Origin of the sequence: Halomonas sp. HG01, assembly GCF_000968715.2 — a bacterium.
Lineage (GTDB): Bacteria > Pseudomonadota > Gammaproteobacteria > Pseudomonadales > Halomonadaceae > Halomonas > Halomonas halophila.
Map to the genome: position 1 here is coordinate 1714979 of NZ_CP022134.1, position 19141 is coordinate 1734119.

At 67.4% G+C, this 19141-nt stretch carries 18 protein-coding genes; 8 read left to right on the forward strand and 10 right to left on the reverse strand.

The features are described from left to right. Positions 1-153 precede the first annotated feature (153 nt). The 4 genes from prfC to UN84_RS08110 form a co-directional block, all read right to left on the reverse strand. Complete coding sequence (prfC, locus tag UN84_RS08095) at positions 154-1743, reverse strand: peptide chain release factor 3 (RefSeq protein ID WP_035598590.1); 1590 nt, start codon at positions 1741-1743, stop codon at positions 154-156. 192 nt (positions 1744-1935) lie between these two features. Next, on the reverse strand, positions 1936-2241 hold the full coding sequence (locus tag UN84_RS08100) for a hypothetical protein (protein WP_046078723.1): 306 nt from the start codon (positions 2239-2241) through the stop codon (positions 1936-1938). A 136-nt stretch (positions 2242-2377) separates the two neighbouring features. Then, positions 2378-3235, reverse strand: coding sequence for a 3'(2'),5'-bisphosphate nucleotidase CysQ (gene cysQ, locus UN84_RS08105; RefSeq protein ID WP_046078724.1), 858 nt, complete (start codon positions 3233-3235; stop codon positions 2378-2380). Then, positions 3229-3894, reverse strand: coding sequence for an SDR family oxidoreductase (locus UN84_RS08110; RefSeq protein ID WP_046078725.1), 666 nt, complete (start codon positions 3892-3894; stop codon positions 3229-3231). Before UN84_RS08110 ends, cysQ begins: the two co-directional genes overlap by 7 nt. 145 nt (positions 3895-4039) lie before the next feature. Between UN84_RS08110 and UN84_RS08115 the strand changes: the two genes are divergently transcribed. Both UN84_RS08115 and UN84_RS08120 read left to right on the forward strand, forming a co-directional pair. After that, positions 4040-5386, forward strand: coding sequence for a type II toxin-antitoxin system HipA family toxin (locus tag UN84_RS08115; protein ID WP_046078726.1), 1347 nt, complete (start codon positions 4040-4042; stop codon positions 5384-5386). Continuing rightward, positions 5383-5691, forward strand: a complete 309-nt coding sequence (locus tag UN84_RS08120) for a helix-turn-helix transcriptional regulator (protein WP_046078727.1) — start codon at positions 5383-5385, stop codon at positions 5689-5691. Before UN84_RS08115 ends, UN84_RS08120 begins: the two co-directional genes overlap by 4 nt. Positions 5692-5707: 16 nt before the next feature. Here UN84_RS08120 and UN84_RS08125 read toward each other — a convergent pair whose 3' ends face one another. After that, positions 5708-8845 (reverse strand): efflux RND transporter permease subunit, encoded by a 3138-nt coding sequence (locus UN84_RS08125; protein WP_046078728.1) that lies wholly within the window; start codon positions 8843-8845, stop codon positions 5708-5710. Next, the gene (locus UN84_RS08130; protein ID WP_046078729.1) at positions 8842-10092 is read right to left on the reverse strand and encodes an efflux RND transporter periplasmic adaptor subunit; all 1251 of its coding nucleotides are present in this window, start codon (positions 10090-10092) and stop codon (positions 8842-8844) included. The genes UN84_RS08125 and UN84_RS08130 overlap by 4 nt, the downstream gene beginning before the upstream one ends. 439 nt (positions 10093-10531) lie before the next feature. Here UN84_RS08130 and UN84_RS08135 point away from each other — a divergent pair, with 439 nt between their 5' ends. After that, positions 10532-11803, forward strand: coding sequence for an ATP-binding protein (locus UN84_RS08135; protein WP_046078730.1), 1272 nt, complete (start codon positions 10532-10534; stop codon positions 11801-11803). 21 nt (positions 11804-11824) lie between these two features. After that, positions 11825-12364, forward strand: a complete 540-nt coding sequence (locus tag UN84_RS08140; RefSeq protein WP_035598567.1) for a response regulator transcription factor — start codon at positions 11825-11827, stop codon at positions 12362-12364. Positions 12365-12523: 159 nt separating this feature from the next. Here the strand turns inward: UN84_RS08140 and UN84_RS08145 are convergent, their stop codons facing one another. Next, positions 12524-13294 (reverse strand): 3-hydroxybutyrate dehydrogenase, encoded by a 771-nt coding sequence (locus tag UN84_RS08145; protein WP_046078731.1) that lies wholly within the window; start codon positions 13292-13294, stop codon positions 12524-12526. Positions 13295-13392: 98 nt separating this feature from the next. Next, the gene (gene hybE / locus UN84_RS08150; protein ID WP_046078732.1) at positions 13393-13827 is read right to left on the reverse strand and encodes a [NiFe]-hydrogenase assembly chaperone HybE; all 435 of its coding nucleotides are present in this window, start codon (positions 13825-13827) and stop codon (positions 13393-13395) included. A 124-nt stretch (positions 13828-13951) separates the two neighbouring features. Here hybE and UN84_RS08155 point away from each other — a divergent pair, with 124 nt between their 5' ends. The 3 genes from UN84_RS08155 to UN84_RS08165 all read left to right on the forward strand — a co-directional run bounded on the left by UN84_RS08155 (position 13952) and on the right by UN84_RS08165 (position 16124). Beyond that, positions 13952-14773, forward strand: a complete 822-nt coding sequence (locus UN84_RS08155) for an inositol monophosphatase family protein (protein WP_046078733.1) — start codon at positions 13952-13954, stop codon at positions 14771-14773. Positions 14774-14935: 162 nt separating this feature from the next. Next, entirely contained in the window at positions 14936-15211 is a 276-nt protein-coding gene (locus UN84_RS08160) for a GrxA family glutaredoxin (RefSeq protein WP_035595881.1), read from the forward strand. A gap of 145 nt (positions 15212-15356) precedes the next feature. Further along, entirely contained in the window at positions 15357-16124 is a 768-nt protein-coding gene (locus UN84_RS08165; protein WP_035595880.1) for a hypothetical protein, read from the forward strand. Between the two features lie 384 nt (positions 16125-16508). Here the strand turns inward: UN84_RS08165 and UN84_RS08170 are convergent, their stop codons facing one another. Both UN84_RS08170 and UN84_RS08175 read right to left on the reverse strand, forming a co-directional pair. Further along, a complete protein-coding gene (locus UN84_RS08170) occupies positions 16509-17171 on the reverse strand; it encodes a CoA transferase subunit B (RefSeq protein WP_035595879.1) in 663 nt (220 codons plus the stop codon). Between the two features lie 162 nt (positions 17172-17333). Further along, entirely contained in the window at positions 17334-18035 is a 702-nt protein-coding gene (locus tag UN84_RS08175) for a CoA transferase subunit A (protein WP_046078734.1), read from the reverse strand. Positions 18036-18220: 185 nt separating this feature from the next. On the opposite strand from UN84_RS08175, the gene UN84_RS08180 reads away from it, so the two are divergent. Next, positions 18221-19123 carry a LysR family transcriptional regulator gene (locus tag UN84_RS08180; protein WP_046078735.1) on the forward strand — a complete coding sequence of 301 codons (903 nt, stop codon included), beginning with the start codon at positions 18221-18223 and terminating at the stop codon, positions 19121-19123. Positions 19124-19141: the final 18 nt, after the last annotated feature.

A 19141-nucleotide genomic window follows, 5' to 3' on the forward strand; every position in this document is an offset into this window, starting at 1 on the left:
GCTGGAAGCTGGAAGCTGGAAGCTGGAAGCTGGAAAGAAGCGTAACGCGAACCGCCTCTATGGCAAGTGCCTAGGGGCGGTTCTTCTTCTCGCTTTCAGGCACGAAGCGCCGCTCTTCAAGCTTCTAGCGTAAGGCTCCGGGCGCAGCCCGGGTCAGTGCTCGCGGGTCGGGCTGAAGCGAACGTCCGGCCAGCGCTCCTGGGTCATCTGCAGGTTGACCCGGGTCGGTGCGATGTAGGTCAGGTAGCCACCGCCGTCGATGGCGAGGTTCTGGCTGGCCTTGCGCTTGAACTCCTCGAGCATCTTGGCGTCGTCGCAGTAGACCCAGCGGGCGGTCTGGACGTTGATGCCCTCGTAGATGCAGTCGACCTTGTACTCTTCCTTGAGGCGATGGGCGACCACGTCGAACTGCAGGGTGCCCACGGCGCCGAGGATCAGATCGTTGTTGTCCATCGGCATGAACACCTGGGTGGCGCCCTCCTCGGACAGCTGCTGCAGGCCCTTCTGCAGCGCCTTCATCTTCAACGGGTCCTTGAGGCGCACGCGTTTGAACAGCTCCGGAGCGAAGTGCGGAATGCCGGTGAAGCGCATGTCCTCGCCCTGGGTGAAGGTGTCGCCGATCTGGATGGTGCCGTGGTTGTGCAGGCCGATGATGTCACCGGGCCAGGCTTCCTCTACGTGGGAACGATCCGAGGCCATGAAGGTCAGGGCGTCGGCGATCTTGACGTCCTTGCCGATGCGCGTGTGGCGCATCTTCATGTTCTTCTCGTACTTGCCCGAGCAGACCCGCAGGAAGGCGATCCGATCGCGGTGGTTCGGGTCCATGTTGGCCTGGATCTTGAACACGAAGCCGGTGAACTTGCCGTCCTCGGATTCCACCGTACGCAGATTGGTCTCCCGCGGCTGGGGTGCCGGCGCATACTCGACGAAGCCGTCCAGCATCTCGCGCACGCCGAAGTTGCCCATGGCGGTACCGAAGTACACCGGGGTCAGCTCGCCGCGACGATAGGCCTCGAGGTCGAATTCGTGGGAGGCGCCGCGCACCAGCTCGACCTCCATGCGCAGCTCCTCGGCGGCGTCCTCGCCCAGGATCTCGTCGACCTCGGGGCTGTCGAGGCCCTCGATGCGCTTGTCCTCGGGGATGCGGTTGCCCTGGCCCTGGGTGTAGAGGTGGATGACGTCGTTGTAGAGGTGATAGACACCCTTGAAGTGACGGCCCATGCCGATCGGCCAGGTCATGGGCGCGCACTGGATGTTGAGCACCTTCTCGACCTCGTCCATCACTTCGATGGGGTCACGGATATCACGGTCCATCTTGTTGATGAAGGTCAGGATCGGCGTGGTGCGCAGCCGGCAGACCTCCATCAGCTTGATGGTGCGGTCCTCAACGCCCTTGGCGCCGTCGATCACCATCAGCGCCGAGTCCACCGCGGTCAGGGTGCGGTAGGTATCCTCGGAGAAGTCCTCGTGGCCCGGGGTGTCGAGCAGGTTGACGATACGCCCGCCGTAGGGGAACTGCATCACGGAGGTGGTCACCGAGATGCCGCGCTCCTGCTCCATCTTCATCCAGTCGGAGGTGGCATGACGATCGTCGCGCTTGCTCTTCACCGAACCCGCCATCTGGATGGCGTTTCCGAACAGCAGCATCTTCTCGGTGATGGTGGTCTTACCCGCATCGGGGTGCGAGATGATCGCGAAGGTGCGACGCAGCGCGGCTTCTTGGGCGATAGGGTCGGTCGACATTGAGGCTCGTTACTGATCAGTACTCGCCCGCATGCTCGGGCATCCAAGCAGGTCGGGGCGATGATGGGTGTGGGAAATGCAGCGATTGTACCGCCCGGCCCGGCCTCTGTCTCGAGCCTATCGACAGCCGCCGGGGAAGCGCCTCGCGGCCACCGCGCCTTGACGTGACCTCGGCAGCGCCCGGCGGAACGACTAGACCGCCACTCCCAGTGCCTCGCCCAGCGCCTCGATGACGAACGCCTTCACCCGGGGATCATCGGGTGCAGCCACTTCCACTGCCAGCAGACGCATGGCCAGGATGTCGCTGTCGCGACTGACATCGTAGAGCGGGTAGCAACGATCACCGCACTGCAGCATCAGGAAGAGTCCCCGTCGGGGATCCCAGCCGACGCCGCGCAACGGCTCGTGACGCGGCACGATGAAGACCACATCGGGCGCGGCGCCGACACGCGCGTGAAGTCGGTGCAGGGGACGCCGCTCGATCTCGACATGACACATGTGACCGCCTCCGACTGACCTGATCGGACCTATACGATAGTCCAAACGGGGGAGGTCACAGGGTGACATGTGGATGAAAATTTTGCGCCTCAGGGATTGTCGAACAGCGGTCGACTTCCAGCCGAACCGGGGAGGCTCAATCCCCCTCGACGAGGCTCTCGGCCAGCGCCCGCTCCCAGCGGGGATCTCGCTCGCCACAGGCGATGAAAGCGGGATTGAGCAGCGAGTCATGACGGTTGCAGCGAAGCGGCTTGAGGGACCCGGCATCCAGTACCTGGCCACCGGCCGCCGTCACCACCGCCTGGGCCGCCGCCGTGTCCCACTCGCTGGTCGGGCCGAAGCGCGGATAGAGGTCGGCGCTCCCCTCCGCCACCAGACACAGTTTCAGCGAACTGCCTCGCGAGACGAGCGCGTGGCATGGCAGGCGTTCCAGGAAGCTCGCCAGCGCCGACAGGCCATGGGAGCGGCTGCCCATGACCCGCCAGGCTTCGAACGCCGGGTCCGGCAGAGGGCGCACGCCGATCGCCCGCGTCTCACCGGCCTCACGCCGCCAGGCGCCCTCTCCGAGCTGGCCGAACCAACTCACGCCGAGCGTCGGCGCATGCACGATGCCGAAGGTCGGCACGCCGTCCTCGATCAGCGCCACGTTGAGCGTGAAGTCGCCGCTGCGTCGGATGAATTCCTTGGTCCCGTCCAACGGGTCGACGAGCCAGTAGCGCTGCCAGGTGCGGCGAGTGGCGTAGGGCACGGCCTCCGACTCCTCGGAAAGCACCGGTACCGCCGGCGTCACCTCGCCGAGCAGGTCGACCAGCGCATGGTGGGCACAGAGATCGGCCTCGGTGACCGGGCTGTCGTCGGCCTTGGTCTCGACGTCGAAGGGCCGTCGATAGATCGCCATCACCGCCTCGCCGGCCGCCTCGACGCCCGCCAGCAGCCGTTCGCGCGCCACGGGGGTGACGAAGGCGCCTCTCTCTCCTGCCGCGGCGCTCACCATGGCAGGCGTTCGCCGTTGCTGTGCCAGAAACCGCCGCTGGTCTCCAGCGTCAGCGCCTCGATGCGCTCGGCCAGCCCCGCGGCGGCCTCTGCCGGGGAAATCAGGCCACCGAAGCCGACCATCCGTGTCTGTACATAGCCGGGATGCAGCTGGGCCACGGCGATGCCGCGCGGGGCCAGATCCACTGCCAGCGACTTGCCGAAGGCGTTCAGCGCCGCCTTGGAAGCGCGGTAACCGTATCGGCCACCGGAATCGTTGTCGGCGATCGAGCCCATGCGGCTGGTGATGTTGGCGATCTTCGCCCCTTCACCCAGGCACGGCAACAGCGCCTCCACCACCCGCAGCGGCGCATAGGCGTTGATCTCCATCTGGGTGCGGATCGCGTCGAAGTCGATCTCTCCCAGTACCTCGTCATGGAGCATTCCGGCGTTGTTGATCAGCAACGCCAGCGCCTGGCCCTCGAGCTCGGCGGCCAGGCGCTCCACGTCCTTCTCACGCGTCACGTCGATTCCCTCGATGACGCGAGCCGCCACCTCGGCCAGCTCGAAGGACGCCTCCCGGCAGACACCGATCACGGTCCAGCCCGCGTCATGGTAGTGGCGAGCCAGCGCCAGCCCGACGCCGCGATTGGCGCCGGTGATCAGTACGGTGGACGTCATCTCGTCTCCTTGCATGCGCAAAACATTTTTGAGCAGGAAATCTGCTCAAAGATTGTGACAAAGCCCTTTTTTGAGAAAAATAGTTCTCAAAAAAAGCCTGACTGCTCTATCCTGAGTAGCATATTGCTCAAAACAGATGCCCTCCATGCAGCTGACGATCCAGATCCATCACCAGACACGTTGGCAGAACGCCGCGCTGCTCGAGATTCCTGCGCCGGAACAGGGAACGCGTGGCCCCGCCAGGCTGGGATACTTCCAGGACTATGCACTGGCCTGGATGTTCCACGACGACGAACACGCGTGCAGCCTGACCCTGCCCGTCGAATTGATGATGACCCACCGCGGCGATCGCTGGTTCGGCTTTCTCGAGGACATCATGCCGGCCGGTGCCAGCCGCCGCTACTGGATCGAGCATCTGGGGTTGCAGGACCTCGACCCCAGCCAGCAGGACGGTGAACTGCTGCGCCGCGGTACCATAGCGCCGGTAGGAAACCTGCGCATCCGCGAAGCACTCCCCGAACGCCCGGCCGGATATGCCCTGGCGTCCCTGCGCTTCCCGCAGGAAGAGGTGCTGGAACGCCATACAGACTTCCTCGAATACGCTCAGCAGATGGGCGCCGCCAGCGGCGGCGCCACCGGCGCCGGTGGGGAGGCCCCCAAGCTGCTGGTACGTCGCACCCCGGATCGTCAGGTGTGGATCGACACCTGGCAGGACGACACCACCACGCCCGACGCCCATTGTCTGGTCAAGTTTCCCCGCGGGAGCCGCAGCGACGACGACTGCGACATCCTGCGCGCCGAATATCACTACTATCGCGAGTTGCATGCCCTTGGCGTGGATACCGTGCCTGTCGAAGGCCTGGAGCTCCACGAGGGCACCCGCTATCCCTCTCTCTGGCTGCCGCGTTTCGATGTCGAATGGCGCCAGGGCCAGCTCCATCGCCACGGTCTGGAATCGGTATACGCGCTGCTCGGCGTCGCACCGGGCACTCACCTGCGCCACCCCGCGGCCATTCGCCGACTGGTGGCGCTGCTGAAGGGCCAGCATCGGGTACGCGAGGGCCGCGAGCCCTTCGATGCGGCCGCTTTCGTCATCGAATGGGTCAAGCGGGACCTGCTCAATCTGGCCTTCGGCAATTCGGACAATCACGGTCGCAATGCCGCCCTGCTCAAGCGTCCCGAGGGCATCTGGCACGCACCGGTCTATGACTTCGCCCCCATGAAGGCCGACCCCGAGGGCGTGACCCGGACGACGCAGTGGGGGCCGACATTCGAACGAGGCGGAGACGTCGACTGGCCGGCAGTCGCCGAGCACCTGGCGGATCTGGTCGAGCCGGAGCGCCTGATGGGTGAGCTACGAGCCCTGGGCGACCGCCTGCCGGGCCTTCGCGATCGACTGGCGGATCACGGCGTGCCGTCGCGCATCCTGGACATGCCGGCGGTGGGACTGAACCATCTCGATGATCGCCTGACACGCTGGGGGCTGACATGAAGCCACAGGCCCGCTCTCCCCAGGCGCGCCAGGCGGCGCTGCTCGAACAGCTGCGCCTGCTGATGCGCGGCGAGACCACCGAAGGCCGCGTGCTGCGCACCCTTCGGCGCGAGGTCCTGGGCCTGACCCAGACGGCCTATGCCGAGCTGGTCGGCGTCAGCCGGCGCACCCTGTCGGACATCGAGCGGGACGCCGGCAACGCCTCCATGGCCAGCCTCGACCGGGTCTTCCGACCGCTGGGGCTCAAGGTCGGCCTGATGCCGCGACAGCCCGAACTGCTGGCCGAACTGCTCGACGAGCCATGACCCGATCCCGCGCCCGTCACTCGCTGTCCGTCAGCGCCACGCGCCCGAAGCGCTCACGCAGGTGCTCGAGATAGCTGAGCAGCGCCGGAATCACCGCCAGCACCAGCAGCGTCGAGAGCCCCAGGCCGAAGGCGATGGACACCGCCATCGGGATCAGGAACTGGGCCTGCAGCGAGGTCTCGAACAGCAGCGGCATCAGCCCGCCGATGGTGGTCAGCGAGGTCAGCAGCACCGCGCGCACGCGCTGGACCACCGCCTCGTTGAGCGCGGCATCGATGGCCAGCCCCCGATGGCGCTGCTGGCGATAGAAGGCCACCAGGATGATGGCGTTGTTGACCACGATGCCGGAGAGCCCGAACAGGCCGAACAGCGACAGCATGGTCAGGTCGAGCCCCATCAGCCAGTGGCCCACCAGCGCCCCCACCAGCGCCAGCGGAATCGTCGCCATGACGATCAACGGCAGGCTCCAGGAGGCGAACACCCAGGCCAGGACCACGTACATCAGCGCCAGTCCCACCATCAGCCCGACGCGCATGTCGGCGAAGGTCTCGCGCTGGTCGGCGGCGCGACCCTCGAAGCTGTAGCGCACCCCATGATCACGCATCAACGTCGGCAGCACCGTGGCTTCCAGGTCGGCGAGGATGCGGTCGGGCGTGTTGACAGCCGCATCCACTTCGGCGGTGACCTCCACCGCCAGGTTACCGTCCGCATGGCGCAGGGCCGAGAAGCCCTGGCGGTGGTCGAAACGAGCCACCTGGTCGAGCGGCACGAAGTCGCCGCCGGGGGTGCGGATCGACAGTCGCGACAGCGAGCTCAGCCGCTCGCGCTGCGCGCGGGGCAACAGCACCCGCACCTCGACCTCGTCCGGCCCGTCCTGATAGACCTGCACCAGCCGACCGTCGTAGGCGGCCCGCAGCTGGCGCCCCAGCTCCCGGGTCGTCAGGCCCAGCGCCTCGCCCCGCGGGCTGACCCGGTAGATCAGCTGCTCGCGGCCCCAGGGCATGTCGTCCTCGGTGGCCAGCACCCCGGGCAGCTGGGAAAGCGAACGCGACAGCGATTCCGCCGCCGCCTTCAGGGCCTCGGCGGACTCCCCGGTCAGGCGCACGTTGACATCCTTGCCCGGCGGCCCGGCGCTGCGCTCGCTGATGGTCAGGTTCTCGATACCCGCCGGCAACGCGAGGCGCGAACGCCAGTCGCGGATGATCTCGGCATTGCGGGCCGACCGGTCGTCGGACGGGATGAGCTCGACCATGATCGAGCCCAGATTGTCGCCGCTGCGCCCGGCCGCGCCCTCGGCGATCACCGCGCCGTGACGCGTCACCGCCTGGGCCACCAGGCCACCGCCCAGCGCCTCGTCGGTCGCCGCGAGGGCGGTTTCCATGTCACGCAGGAAGGCGTCGACCCGGGCGCGGTCGGTGCCGGCGACGAAGCTGGCGTTGGCATAGAGCACGTTGGGCTCGGGCGTGGGGAAAAAGTTGAAGGCCAGCCGCCCGCCGACCAGCAGCCCAGCCGTGGCCAGCACCACGGCCACCGCCGCCGCCAGGGTCGCGGCCCGATAGCGCAGGGTCAGCGCCGAGAAGCGTCGGAAGGGCCCCTGGCGGAAGGCATCGAAGGCGGCATCGAAACGCGCCCGGGGCCGGCCCAGCGGCGAGAGACTCGGCGACTTGGCGCCTGACGAAGCGGCGGCAGGTACGAAGGCGTTGCGCAGATGCGCGGGCAGCACCACGAAGCACTCCAGCAGCGAGGCGACCAGCACGCAGATCATCACCACCGGGATGTCGCCGAGGATGCTGCCGATCACTCCGCCCACCATCAGCAGCGGCATGAAGGCCGCCACCGTGGTCAGCGACGAGGCCATCACCGGCCACAGCATGCGTCGCGCGGCGCCCTCGGAGGCACGCTGCGACGCCTCGCCCTGGCGGAAGTGGGCGTCGGCGTCCTCGCCCACCACGATGGCGTCATCGACGATCACCCCCAGCGCCATGATCAGCGCGAACAGCGAGATCATGTTGATCGAGCCGCCGATGATCCAGAACGTGGCCATCGCCCCGAGAAAGGCGGTGGGAATGCCGACCGCCACCCAGAACGCCACCCGGCCCGGCAGGAAGAAGTAGAGCAGGCCGAGCACCAGCAGCAGGCCGCCCAGGCCGTTGCTGATCAATAGCCCGATACGCTCGGCGATCAGCTGCCAGGTCTCGTCGTGCACCTCGAGCGTCACCGTGGGCGGCAGCAGCGGCCGGGTCTCGTCGAGCCAGGCTCGCAGCGTCTCGGCGGCCGCCAGGGAGTTGCCGTCCTCGCTGCGCTGGAGCAGCAGCTCCACCGCGCCCTGGCCATCTCGGCTCAGGGTCACCTCGCCCTGCTGGGGCTCCTGGCGAATGATGGCGATGTCGCCCAGGCGCAGCTGCACCCGATCGCTGCCGAGAATCGGCAGCTCGGCGAAACCGGCCGGCGAGCGGCGCTGCTCGACGGCGCGCAGCTCGCGGGCACTGTCGCGCTGGCCGATCAGCCCGGCCGGCAGATCACGGGAGAGGGCCTCCACGCGCTCGGCGATCTCGTCGAGGGACAGCTTCAGCTCTTCCAGGCGACGGGCCGGCACCTCGATGCTGATCTGCTGCTCGGGCAATCCCTCGATCTCCACCCGGTCGAGGCCCGCCTGGAGCAGCGAATCCTCCAGGCGATTGGCCAGGTGGCGCAGCTCGTCGTCGGACAGCGTACCGTGAAGCAGCAGCCGCGCGACCGGTTCGAAGTGCGCCACCCGGCTGATGCGCGGCTCCTCGGCGTCGACCGGCAGATGGGTGAACTCGGCAACCCGCTGGCGCACATCGTCCAGCGCCAGCACCGGGTCGGCACCTTCACGGAACTCCAGGGTGATGCTGGACACCCCCTGGGCCGAGGTCGAGGTCATGCGCTTGAGACCCTCGATGCTGCGCAGACGCTGTTCCAGCGGCAGAGTGATGCCCTGCTCCACGTCCTCGGCAGCGGCGCCGCCCCACACCGTGCTCACGGTGACGACGTCGAGAGAGAAATCGGGAAAGAACTGGACGTTCATGCGCGTCAGGCCCAGCGCCCCACCCAGCAGCATCACCAGCATCACCAGATGGGCGGCGACGCGATGCTGGACGAAGAAGCCCAGCGGGCCCCGGCGACGGCTCATTCGTCCTCCTCGTCGCCGACCACCTGGAGCTTGAGCCCCTCGGCGGCGTTGGGCAGGTGCGTGACGATCACCTCCTGACCGGCGGCCAGCCCCGCGCCGCTGACCAGCACCCAGCCATCGTTCGTCGCCGCGCCATCCCCCCTTGCATCGCCGGCCACCGGGCCATGGCGTTCGATCCGCAGCCGGCGCATGCGGTCATCCTCATCGCGCAGATACAGCACCTCGTCGCCATAGAGGGCGCTGGCGGGCACCGCCAGGCTGTCGGCCACCGGCGGGCGGCGCAGCATCACGTCGACCAGGCTGCCCGGTCGCAGCCCGCGGGGCATCCCCTCCAGGCGCAGGATCGCTTCGGTACCACCGGGCGCGCTCTCTCCGACGAACCCCTCGAGACGAAAGCGCGCCCTCTCGCCGACGGCATGGGGATGCCGGCCGTCATCCAACGCCACCTGCAGCTCGTCGAGGTAGGCGCTGGGCACCTGGGCACGCAGTTCCAGACCGTCGCGCGGGTAGATCGACAGCAGCTCGGCGCCCTCGCCGACCCGCTCACCCGGCGCCACCGCCACGCCGCTGACGATGCCGGCGAAGGGCGCCTCGACCCGGCTGCGCTCGGCATCACGACGCGCCTCGTCCAGCCCCGCCCGGGCTTCGGCCAGCCCGGCCTCGAGCTGGGCCAGCCTGGCGGGATACCCGGCCAGCGCACCTTCCCTAGCGTCAACCGTGACCCGCGCCTGGGCCAGCGCATCGCGAGCGTCATCCAGCGACGAGGCGGAGGCCAGGTTACGCTCGGACAGCGAACGGACCCGTTCCAGCCGGCGGCGAGCGTTGCCGAGCAGTTCGCGCTCTCGGGCCAGGGCGGTGCGATCGCTCTCCTGGCGGACCCGTTCCGCCTCGATCTGCGCCTCCAGATCATTGACCCGCGCCTCGGCACGCGCCACCACCGGGGCCACGTCCGCCTCGTCCAGGGCCACCAGCAACTGGTCTTCGGCCACGCGCTGTCCATCGCGCACCGGCCGTTCGGCGATGCGCGCGGGCAGCGGCGCGGTGAAGGTCACCGCCTCGGGCGCGACGATCTCGCCGTAGAGCGGCAGCAGCGGGGCATGACTCGACAGTGCCACGGACAGCGTCTCGACCCGCCAGCTGCGCTCCTGGGGCGCCACCTCGGCGGGCTCCGGTCGCGTCGCCCTGAGGCCAAGGAAGGCGGCGGCGCCGAGCACCAGGAACAGCACGGGAATCAGCAGTCGTCGCATCAGGTATCCATCGAGCAGGATTCGAGAGTCCCAATATACCGCCTGAGCCACGGGGAGAAACCCGCTCTCCGCGACTCCCTTGCGCGCCGTCATCGTTCCGTCATCCCGCGCCCCTATCGTCATGCCCCGATTTCATCAGGAGAACGATCGATGCGACTGGGACGCGACCTGCTGGGCCTGGCGATGCCGCCGGGACACACGCCACATGCGAGGCCACGGACTGGCCCACACGATGCCGTGCCAGGCCTCGAGATGCACACGCCGTCGCGGCCGGCGGTGACCTCCGGCGTGATGAGCCCGGACCTGCTGACCGGGCGCGCCATGCGCTGGTCACGACATCGAGGTCGGTCGAGGAGCGACGCCTGACCGCACCCCACCGCGGGACGCGGTGCGGGGCGATCGGGTATCATCGCGGCCACGATTCTGCCGCGGAGCCGTCATGCCAGCCGCCCTGCCCCTGCCGCTGTCCACCCCCAACCGCAACATGGTGCGCCTGACCATCGTCCGCGGCATCACCTGGACCGGATTCCTCTTCGGCATCGTGATCGGCGTGACGGGGCTCGGCTTCGAGCTCGACGTGCCTGCCGTCGGCGCGGTGATCGTGGTGATGGCGCTGATCAACATCGGCACCTGGTGGCGCCTGGGCCGCCCTCGGGACGTCAGTCACCGTGAATACCTGGCGCACCTGCTGGCCGACATGGCCGGCCTGACGCTGCTGTTCTACTTCACCGGCGGCGCCACCAACCCCTTCATCAACTACTACCTGGTGCCGGTCACCATCGCCGCCGCCACCCTGCCCTGGCGCTATGCCTGGGGCGTGGCCGTGGCCGGCCTGGCCGGCACCAGCGTGCTGATGGTCTTCTACCACCCGGTGCCCCAGCTCGGCATGCCGCACCTCCAGGACGGCGTCAGCCTGCACATCCTCGGCGTATGGCTGAACTTCGCCCTGTCCGCCGGGCTGGTGACCTTCTTCATCTTCAAGATGGCCCGCGCCCTGCGCGGCCGCGAGCAGGCCCTGTCACGCACCCGCGAGGCGGTGCTGCGCAACGAGCAGGTGCTGGCGGTGGCCACCCAGGCCGCCGGCACCGCCCATGAGCTCGGCACGCCGCTGTCGACCATGGCGGTGCTGCTCAACGAGATGCGCGAGGATGCACGCGGCAACGAGCTGCTCGAGAAGGACATCGATCTGCTGCGCGAACAGGTCGACACCTGCAAGTCGCGCCTGCGCCACCTGGTGGACAACGCCGACCGCCGACGCATGGCCAATGCGGAGATTCGCGAGGCCAGGGAGTGGCTGGAGGAGGTCGTGCAGCGCTGGCTGGTACTGCGCCCGGACGTCGGCTATCGCCTCGAGGTGACCGGCCGCCGCGGCACGCCCCGCCTGAGCGTGGACACCACCCTCGCCCAGGCGCTGACCAACCTGCTCAACAACGCCGCCGATGCCAACCCGGACAACATCCTGATCCAGCTCGACTGGAAGGCCGACGAGGTGGTGATCGACATTCGCGACCACGGCCCCGGCGTCTCGCTGGACATCGCCGACCAGCTCGGCGAAACCTTCGTCTCGACCAAGAGCAAGGGGCTCGGCATCGGCCTGTTCCTGACCCATGCCACCATCAATCGCTTCGGCGGCGGCGTGCGGCTGTACAATCATCCCGAAGGCGGCACCCTGACCGAGGTGACCCTGCCCCGCAGCGCCCCCGAGGCCTGAGCCGATCACAGCGAGGATGCCATGCAAGAGACCGACGAACGCCTGCTGATCGTCGACGACGACGAGATGTTCTGCCACGTGCTGCACCGCGCCATGAGCCGACGTGGCTTCGAGGTGCTGGTGGCCCACGATGCGGAACGCGCCCTGGCCCTGGCGCGCCAGCATGAACCCACCATGGCCACCCTGGACCTGAAGCTGGAACAGGAATCGGGGCTCAAGCTGCTGCCCGAGATGCTCGAGGCGGTGCCGGACTGCCGCGTCGTCGTGCTGACCGGCTACTCGAGCATCGCCACGGCGGTGCAGGCGATCAAGCTCGGCGCGGTGAACTACCTGTGCAAGCCCGCCGACGCCGAGGAGATCCTCGCCGCCCTGTCACAGGAGGAAGCCGATCCCGAGGCCGAGGTCGCCGAGCATCCGCCGTCGATCAACCGCCTGACCTGGGAGCACATTCAGAAGGTGCTGCAGGAGCACGACGGCAATATCTCCGCCACCGCACGGGCGCTGGGCATGCATCGCCGCACCCTGCAGCGCAAGCTGCAGAAGCGGCCGGTCAGGCGCTGAAGCTGGAAGCTGGGGCGGAAGCTGGGGCGGAAGCTGCGAAGGCGGGGTAACAAGCAACGGAGTCACGGCAACGGGGTCAGACCCTTAAGCCCCCTTAGGGATTTCATCCCTAAGGGGGCTTAAGGGTCTGACCCCTATCAGATGCTTGTAGCTCGGCGCTTACTGCGCCGTCCAGCCCAGATCGATGTTCCAGCTGGCGCCGGTGACGGCCCCCGCCGCATCGGAGGCCAGATAGCCCACCAGCGACGCCACCTCGCCGGGATCGATCAGACGCTTGACGGCGGCGTTCTTGAGCATGATCTGCTCGACCACTTCCTGCTCGTCCATCCGGTTCAGTTTGGCCTGGTCGGCGATCTGGTTTTCCACCAGCGGCGTCTTCACGTAGGCCGGGCACAGGGCGTTGGCGGTGATGCCCTGCGAGCCACCTTCCAGGGCCGCGGTCTTGGTCAGCCCGATCAGGCCGTGCTTGGCGCTGATGTAGGCGGCCTTGCCCGGGGACGCGACCTGGGCGTGGATCGAGGCCACGTTGACGATGCGCCCCCAGCCGTTCTCCCTCATCGACGGCCAGGCCGCCTGGGTCAGCAGGAAAGGGGCGGTCAGCATCAGGTCGATGATGCGCCGCCACTGCGCCTCGGGAAACTCCTCGATCGACGACACGTGCTGGATGCCGGCATTGTTGACCAGGATATCGAGCCGGCCGAAGCGGCTCAGGGCATCGGCCACCGCCGCCTTGCAGGCCTCGCCATCGGTCAGGTCGGCCTGGAAGAAGGCGGCACCCGCGCGCTCGGCGATCGCCTCCCCCTCGGGATTGAAATCCACCGCCAGCACCTGATGGCCCTGCTCGCGGAAGTGACGCACCACGGCCTCGCCGATGCCGCTGCTGGTGCCGGTGACGAGTGCCACCCGCGGCGTGGAAGATTGAGCGGTCATGAAGTCTCCTCGTTCCAGTTCCATGGGAAAGGTGAAGCTACGACGCTGCGTCACCAGCATATGAACCTTTGCCGCACTGCACCAGAGCGACCTTTCTCCTACTCGGCGGCAGCCGGTGCCATCACCTGCGCTATCAACCGCTGGGCCAGCCGACTGCCGTCCTGCACCGAATAGAGATCGGCGAGATCCTCGAGCAGCACGCACTGCCACAGCCACTCGCCCCCGGCCAGCGACACCGCCTCGAAGGGATAGCGTCCGGAGGGCAGTGCCAGCGTCAGGCGTGCCCCCTCACCGGGCGGTAGCGCGTCGTTCGCCTCCGGCACCAGCGCCAGCGACAGCGAGACCGGCGTGATCAGCGCGCCCAGCAGGCCACGATCGCCACTGGGCATCTCCTGCGGCTGGAAGCACAGCGCATCCACCCCGAGCCGAGCGTTATAGCCGTGCTCACGGCGGGCGGCCTCGAGGAAGGTACGCTCCCAGGCCTGCGCCAGGCGGTTCAGGCGGTCGTATTGATCGGCGGACAGGGCCTGCATCACGGCGCTCCTGTGTGGATATGGACGAGTGGGATGTAACGGTGAGATGAACGGGCGGCCAGTATAGCCAGCCGACCGGGGGTTGCTGCTAGCATGAGAACTCAGCCAACCCCGAGGAGCCGCCATGACCCCCGAACAGCGCCTGGAGATCGCCGTCGACATCGCCACCCACGCCGGGCGAATGATCGTCGAAGCCCGCGACCAGGGTGATTTCGACCATCGCTACAAGCACGGGCAGGAACTGGTCACCGACATCGACCTGCAGGTGGACACCTACATCGGCGAGCGGCTGGAGGCAAGCTTTCCCGAGGAGACACGGCTCAGCGAGGAGCTCGCGCCGGACCGCGAGGTCCTCGAACGGCCCGATGCGCTGTGGGTGGTGGACCCCATCGACGGCACCGTCAACTTCGCCCACGGCCTGCACCACGTGGCGGTATCGGTCGGCTGGGCCAGCGGCGGCAAGGTGCGGCTCGGCGTGGTACACGCGCCCTTCCTCGGCGAGACCTACACGGCGCTGGCCGGACGCGGCGCCTGGTGCAACGGCGAGCCGATCCGCGCCAGCGGCAGCAAGGAGATGACCACCAGCCTGGTCGGCACCGGCTTCCCCTATCGTCGCGACAGCCGACCGCCGCTGATGCGCCGGCTGATGGCCGTGCTCACCCACTGCCAGGACGTGCGTCGCGCCGGTTCCGCGGCTCTCGACCTGTGCGCGGTGGCCAGCGGGCGGCTGGACGCCTACTACGAGAGTGTCTCGCCCTGGGACATGGCCGCCGGTCTGCTGATCGCCCGCGAAGCCGGGGCACGGACCGGGCATCTATACCCGGTACCCGGAGGCCTTCCCGAGGATCTCTACGGCGAGAACCTGCTGGTCTCGAGCCCGGCACTGCATGACTCGCTCGGCGAGCTGCTGCGCCACGCCGACGCCAGCGACCACGACGCTCTCTGAGCCAGCCGCCGGGGCACACGCCCCGGCGACGAGCGCCCTATAGCGCGATGCAATCGACGTCTCAGCCGAGGCCTATTGGCCAGATGCGCGCTACTGGGGCAAAATGGCGCTCGATTTCGCCTTTATTCCCTTTCGATGCATCCGTGATGCAAGGAGTCTGTCATGTTCGTCGTCATCTTCGGCCGCCCCGGCTGCCCGTTCTGCGTTCGCGCCAAGGACCTCGCCGAGAAGCTCGAGAGCGCCGGCGCCATCCAGGGGCATCGCTACGTGGACATCCATGAGGAAGGCATCACCAAGGCCGACATGGAAAAGACCATCGGCAAGCCGGTCGAGACCGTGCCGCAGATCTTCGCCGACCAGACTCACATCGGCGGGTTCACCGAGTTCGACCAGTACGTGCGCGAGCAGGCACTGATGCCGGTCGAGACCGCCCAGTAAGCCACGCGACGCGTGCGAGACGAAGGCCGCCTCCGTGCGGCCTTCTTGCGTCATGGCCCTGCCGCCTGCCTCGTTGAATCCGCCCACACCCCCGCGGCTTACACTGCCTGAAAGGACAACGACGCATAAAAGAGGATGAGGCAGGATGCAGCGGGAAGAATTCATCCAGCAGCTGTGGCTGGATTACGTGCATCAGCACCCCGACCTGGGCGGGCTGCGACTATGGCCGGTGGAGGCGCCACCGGAATACCTGACGCTGCTGACCCTCAATCATGGCCCCTGGTCCATGGAAGCCCTGCTGCCGACCCTGGTGCGCTTCGGCTATCGCCCGCGTCAGCGCTTTGCCATGGCCGACCGCGGCCTGCTGGCCACCCTGCTCGCCGCCCCCGACGACGGCGCCTGGCTGGTGCTGGCAGAGCTTCAGCTCGGCACCCTGTCGCGTCCGCCCCGCGAGGCCCTGCAGCGGCTGGTGAACCAGGCCGCCGACGCCGATACCAAGGGCCAGAACCTGCTGTGCCGCGGTCGTCCCTGGCCAATGCCGGACTGGGCCACCTACCAGACCCTGGCAGCGGCGCACCCGCTGGCCGGCTGGCTGGCCGCCATGGGGCCGCGCCTGCACCACCCCGGATTCGACTGCGCGAGACTCGGGCAGCGCCTCAGCCATCTTGACGCGGCCCTGGCCGACGCGGGCATCACGGGCAGCGGCGACCGCCATCACGGCATCCTGCCCGTGTCGCCGCTGCTCGACTACCGTTTCTATCCCGGCCCCGCCCGGCGGCTGGTCTTCGCCGAGGGCGACGAGCATCGCGTATCCTCCGGCGGCCTGGCGCTGGTGCAGAAGCAGGTCAGCGCCAATCAGGAACGCTGCGCCGAACTGCTGCTGCCACACCACACCCGCTGCGAGCTCACCTAGGTTCTGTACGAAAACTGTCTGCGCTCGGCGACTTTTCGCACAAAACCTGGGCGCCGTCTCCGAACGACATGCCCTCGAACCCACGCGCTCGCCAGTCCGGCGGGCGTTTTTCGTGGCCATTCACACGACGTCTCACCCGCCGTTTTTCGGCCCGACATCCGCTCGCATCCCTTGACGATTCGGCCTCGAGGCGTCCCGGCTCACGTCGCGCCGGCGGGACCATCCACAGTTTCTGTGGATAACGCTGTGCATCGTGTCGGCACAAGCGACGACGAGCCCCGTGACATGGCCGTGCCGCTTGGAATGGTCAGTTTTTCGGCACCCGCCAGCAACGAGATGGCCCGGGCAAGCCCGGGCCATGAAAGGAAAAAATCCTTGACGACGTCAGTCGGCGAAGACCATCTCCGGCACGTGGTCCGGCACGATCAGCTTGCCGGCGGTCTTTTCCTTGATCTCCTCGACCGACACGCCCGGGGCGCGCTCCTTGAGCACGAAGGCGCCGTTCTCGATCTCGAGGTAGGCCAGGTCGGTCAGCACGCGGTTGATGCAACCGGCGCCGGTCAGCGGCAGGTTGCAGGATTCCAGCAGCTTGGACTCACCGTGCTTGGAGGCGTGGGTCATGGTGCAGATGATGTTCTCGGCGCCGGCCACCAGGTCCATGGCGCCGCCCATACCCTTGATCAGTTTGCCGGGGATCATCCAGGAGGCGATGTTGCCGTTCTGGTCGACCTCGAAGGCGCCGAGCACGGTCAGGTCGACGTGGCCGCCGCGGATCATGGCGAAGGATTCCGCGGAGGAGAAGATCGCCGCGCCGGGACGGGCGGTGACGGTCTGCTTGCCGGCGTTGATCATGTCCGGGTCCACTTCCTCCTCGGTGGGGAAGCGGCCCATGCCCAGCAGGCCGTTCTCGGACTGCAGCATGACGTCGATGTCGTCCGGCACGTAGTTGGCCACCAGGGTGGGAATGCCGATGCCCAGATTGACGTAGAAACCGTCCTCGAGTTCGCGCGCCACGCGCATAGCCATCTGTTCGCGAGTCAGTGCCATCGTGATTGCCTCTTGTCTGTCATGATTGACGACCGTCGGGGAAAGGCGAAGCGAGGGTTTTTGCCATGGATGGCAAAAGTAGCGCCCAAGGATGGGTTCACAGCGCCTCGCGCAGGCTTTCCCGGACAGGCTCGCCTCATCGTTGATCGTGTAATGACGCGCTTAGCCCTGGTGCACGGTGCGCTTCTCGATACGCTTCTCGAAGGTGCCCTGGATGATGCGATCGACGTAGATGCCCGGGGTATGGATCTGGTCCGGCGGCAGCTCGCCGGGCTCGACGATCTCCTCGACCTCGACCACGGTGATCCTGCCCGCGGTAGCGGCCAGCGGATTGAAGTTCTGGGCAGTGTCGCGATAGATGACGTTGCCGTAGCGATCGGCCTTCCAGCCCTTGACGATGGCGAAGTCGCCGACGACGGATTCCTCGAGGATATAGTGGCGACCTTTGAACTCACGGACCTCCTTGCCCTCGCCGATGGGTGTCCCGTAGCCGGTGGCGGTGTAGAAGGCCGGAATGCCGGCACCGCCGGCGCGCATCTTCTCGGCCAGGGTCCCCTGCGGCGTCAGCACCACCTCGATGTCGCCCTCGAGCATCTGCTGCTCGAACAGCGCGTTCTCGCCCACGTAGGAGGCGTAGATGGTGCTGATCTGGCGATCCTCGAGCAGCAGGCCCAGGCCAAAGCCGTCCACGCCACAGTTGTTGGAATAGACGGTCAGGTCCTTGACGCCGCGACGCTGGATCTCGCCGATCAGGTTCTCGGGGATGCCGCACAGCCCGAAGCCGCCGGCGATCACGGTCATGCCGCTCTCGATACCGGCCATTGCCTCCTCAAAGGAACCCACTCGCTTGTCGAATCCGGCCATATCTGCCTCGCCTGGTTGGAAAAAGTGGTTGTTGTTGCGGAGCCATCATGGAAGACGCTTCATCTCATGGTCCGTTGATGACGCTGTGTTGCCGACCCCCAGCAGTGTCGACGGGGATCATATATTTGTTAAGTTTGATTTTTTTATGGATTATTTTAAGTATCAAATAGACTAGCGGAGCCTCCATGACCGTCAAGCAACTCCGTGCGTTTCTCGCCGTGGCCCAGACGCTCAGCTTCACCCAGGCCTGCGAGCGGCTGCACCTGTCTCAACCGGCCCTCAGCCTGACCATCAAGAGCCTGGAAGAATCGCTTGGCGGGCGGCTGCTCACCCGCAGCACCCGCCGCGTACGGCTGACCCCGGAGGGCGAGTCCCTGGTGCCGCTGGCCAAGCGCCTGCTGGCCGACTGGGACAACACCGAGGAGCTGCTGCGCCAGCGCTTCACCCTGCGACTGGGCCGGGTCGCCGTGGCCGCCATGCCCTCCTTCGCCGGCAACCAGCTGCCCACCGTGCTCGGGGCCTTTCGCGCGCGCTACCCGCAGATCAACGTCACCGTTCACGACGTGATCAACGAGCAGGTCATCGAGATGGTGCGTCAGGGCCGCGTCGAGCTGGGCATCGCCTTCGCCCCGGAAGCCACCGACACCCTGCACTTCACGCCGCTGTTCGAGGACCGCTTCGTGGCCGTGGTACCGGCCGATTCGCCGCTGGCCGGCCGACAGCGGGTGGACTGGCCCACGCTGCTTTCCGAGGACTTCATCACCCTGCAGCGCCCCTCCATGGTGCGCCTGATGATCGAGGAGCAGCTGCGCGCCCAGGGCATCGAGCTGCCGGTGGCCTTCGAGAGCTATCAGCTCGCCACCGTGGGCCGCATGGTGGCCGCCGGACTCGGCGTCAGCGCGGTGCCGTCACTGTGCATCGAACAGATGCACGAACTCGGGGCGCGCTGCCTAACCCTCGAGGCACCGACCATCCAGCGCGCGGTGGGGGTGCTTTCGGCCAACGCCGAGGCGCTCTCGGTGGCCGCGCAGGCGCTGAGGGAGGTCATCCAGGAAACCATCACCGCCCCCGTCCTCAGCGCCGACTAGTCTCAAGACAGGTAAACG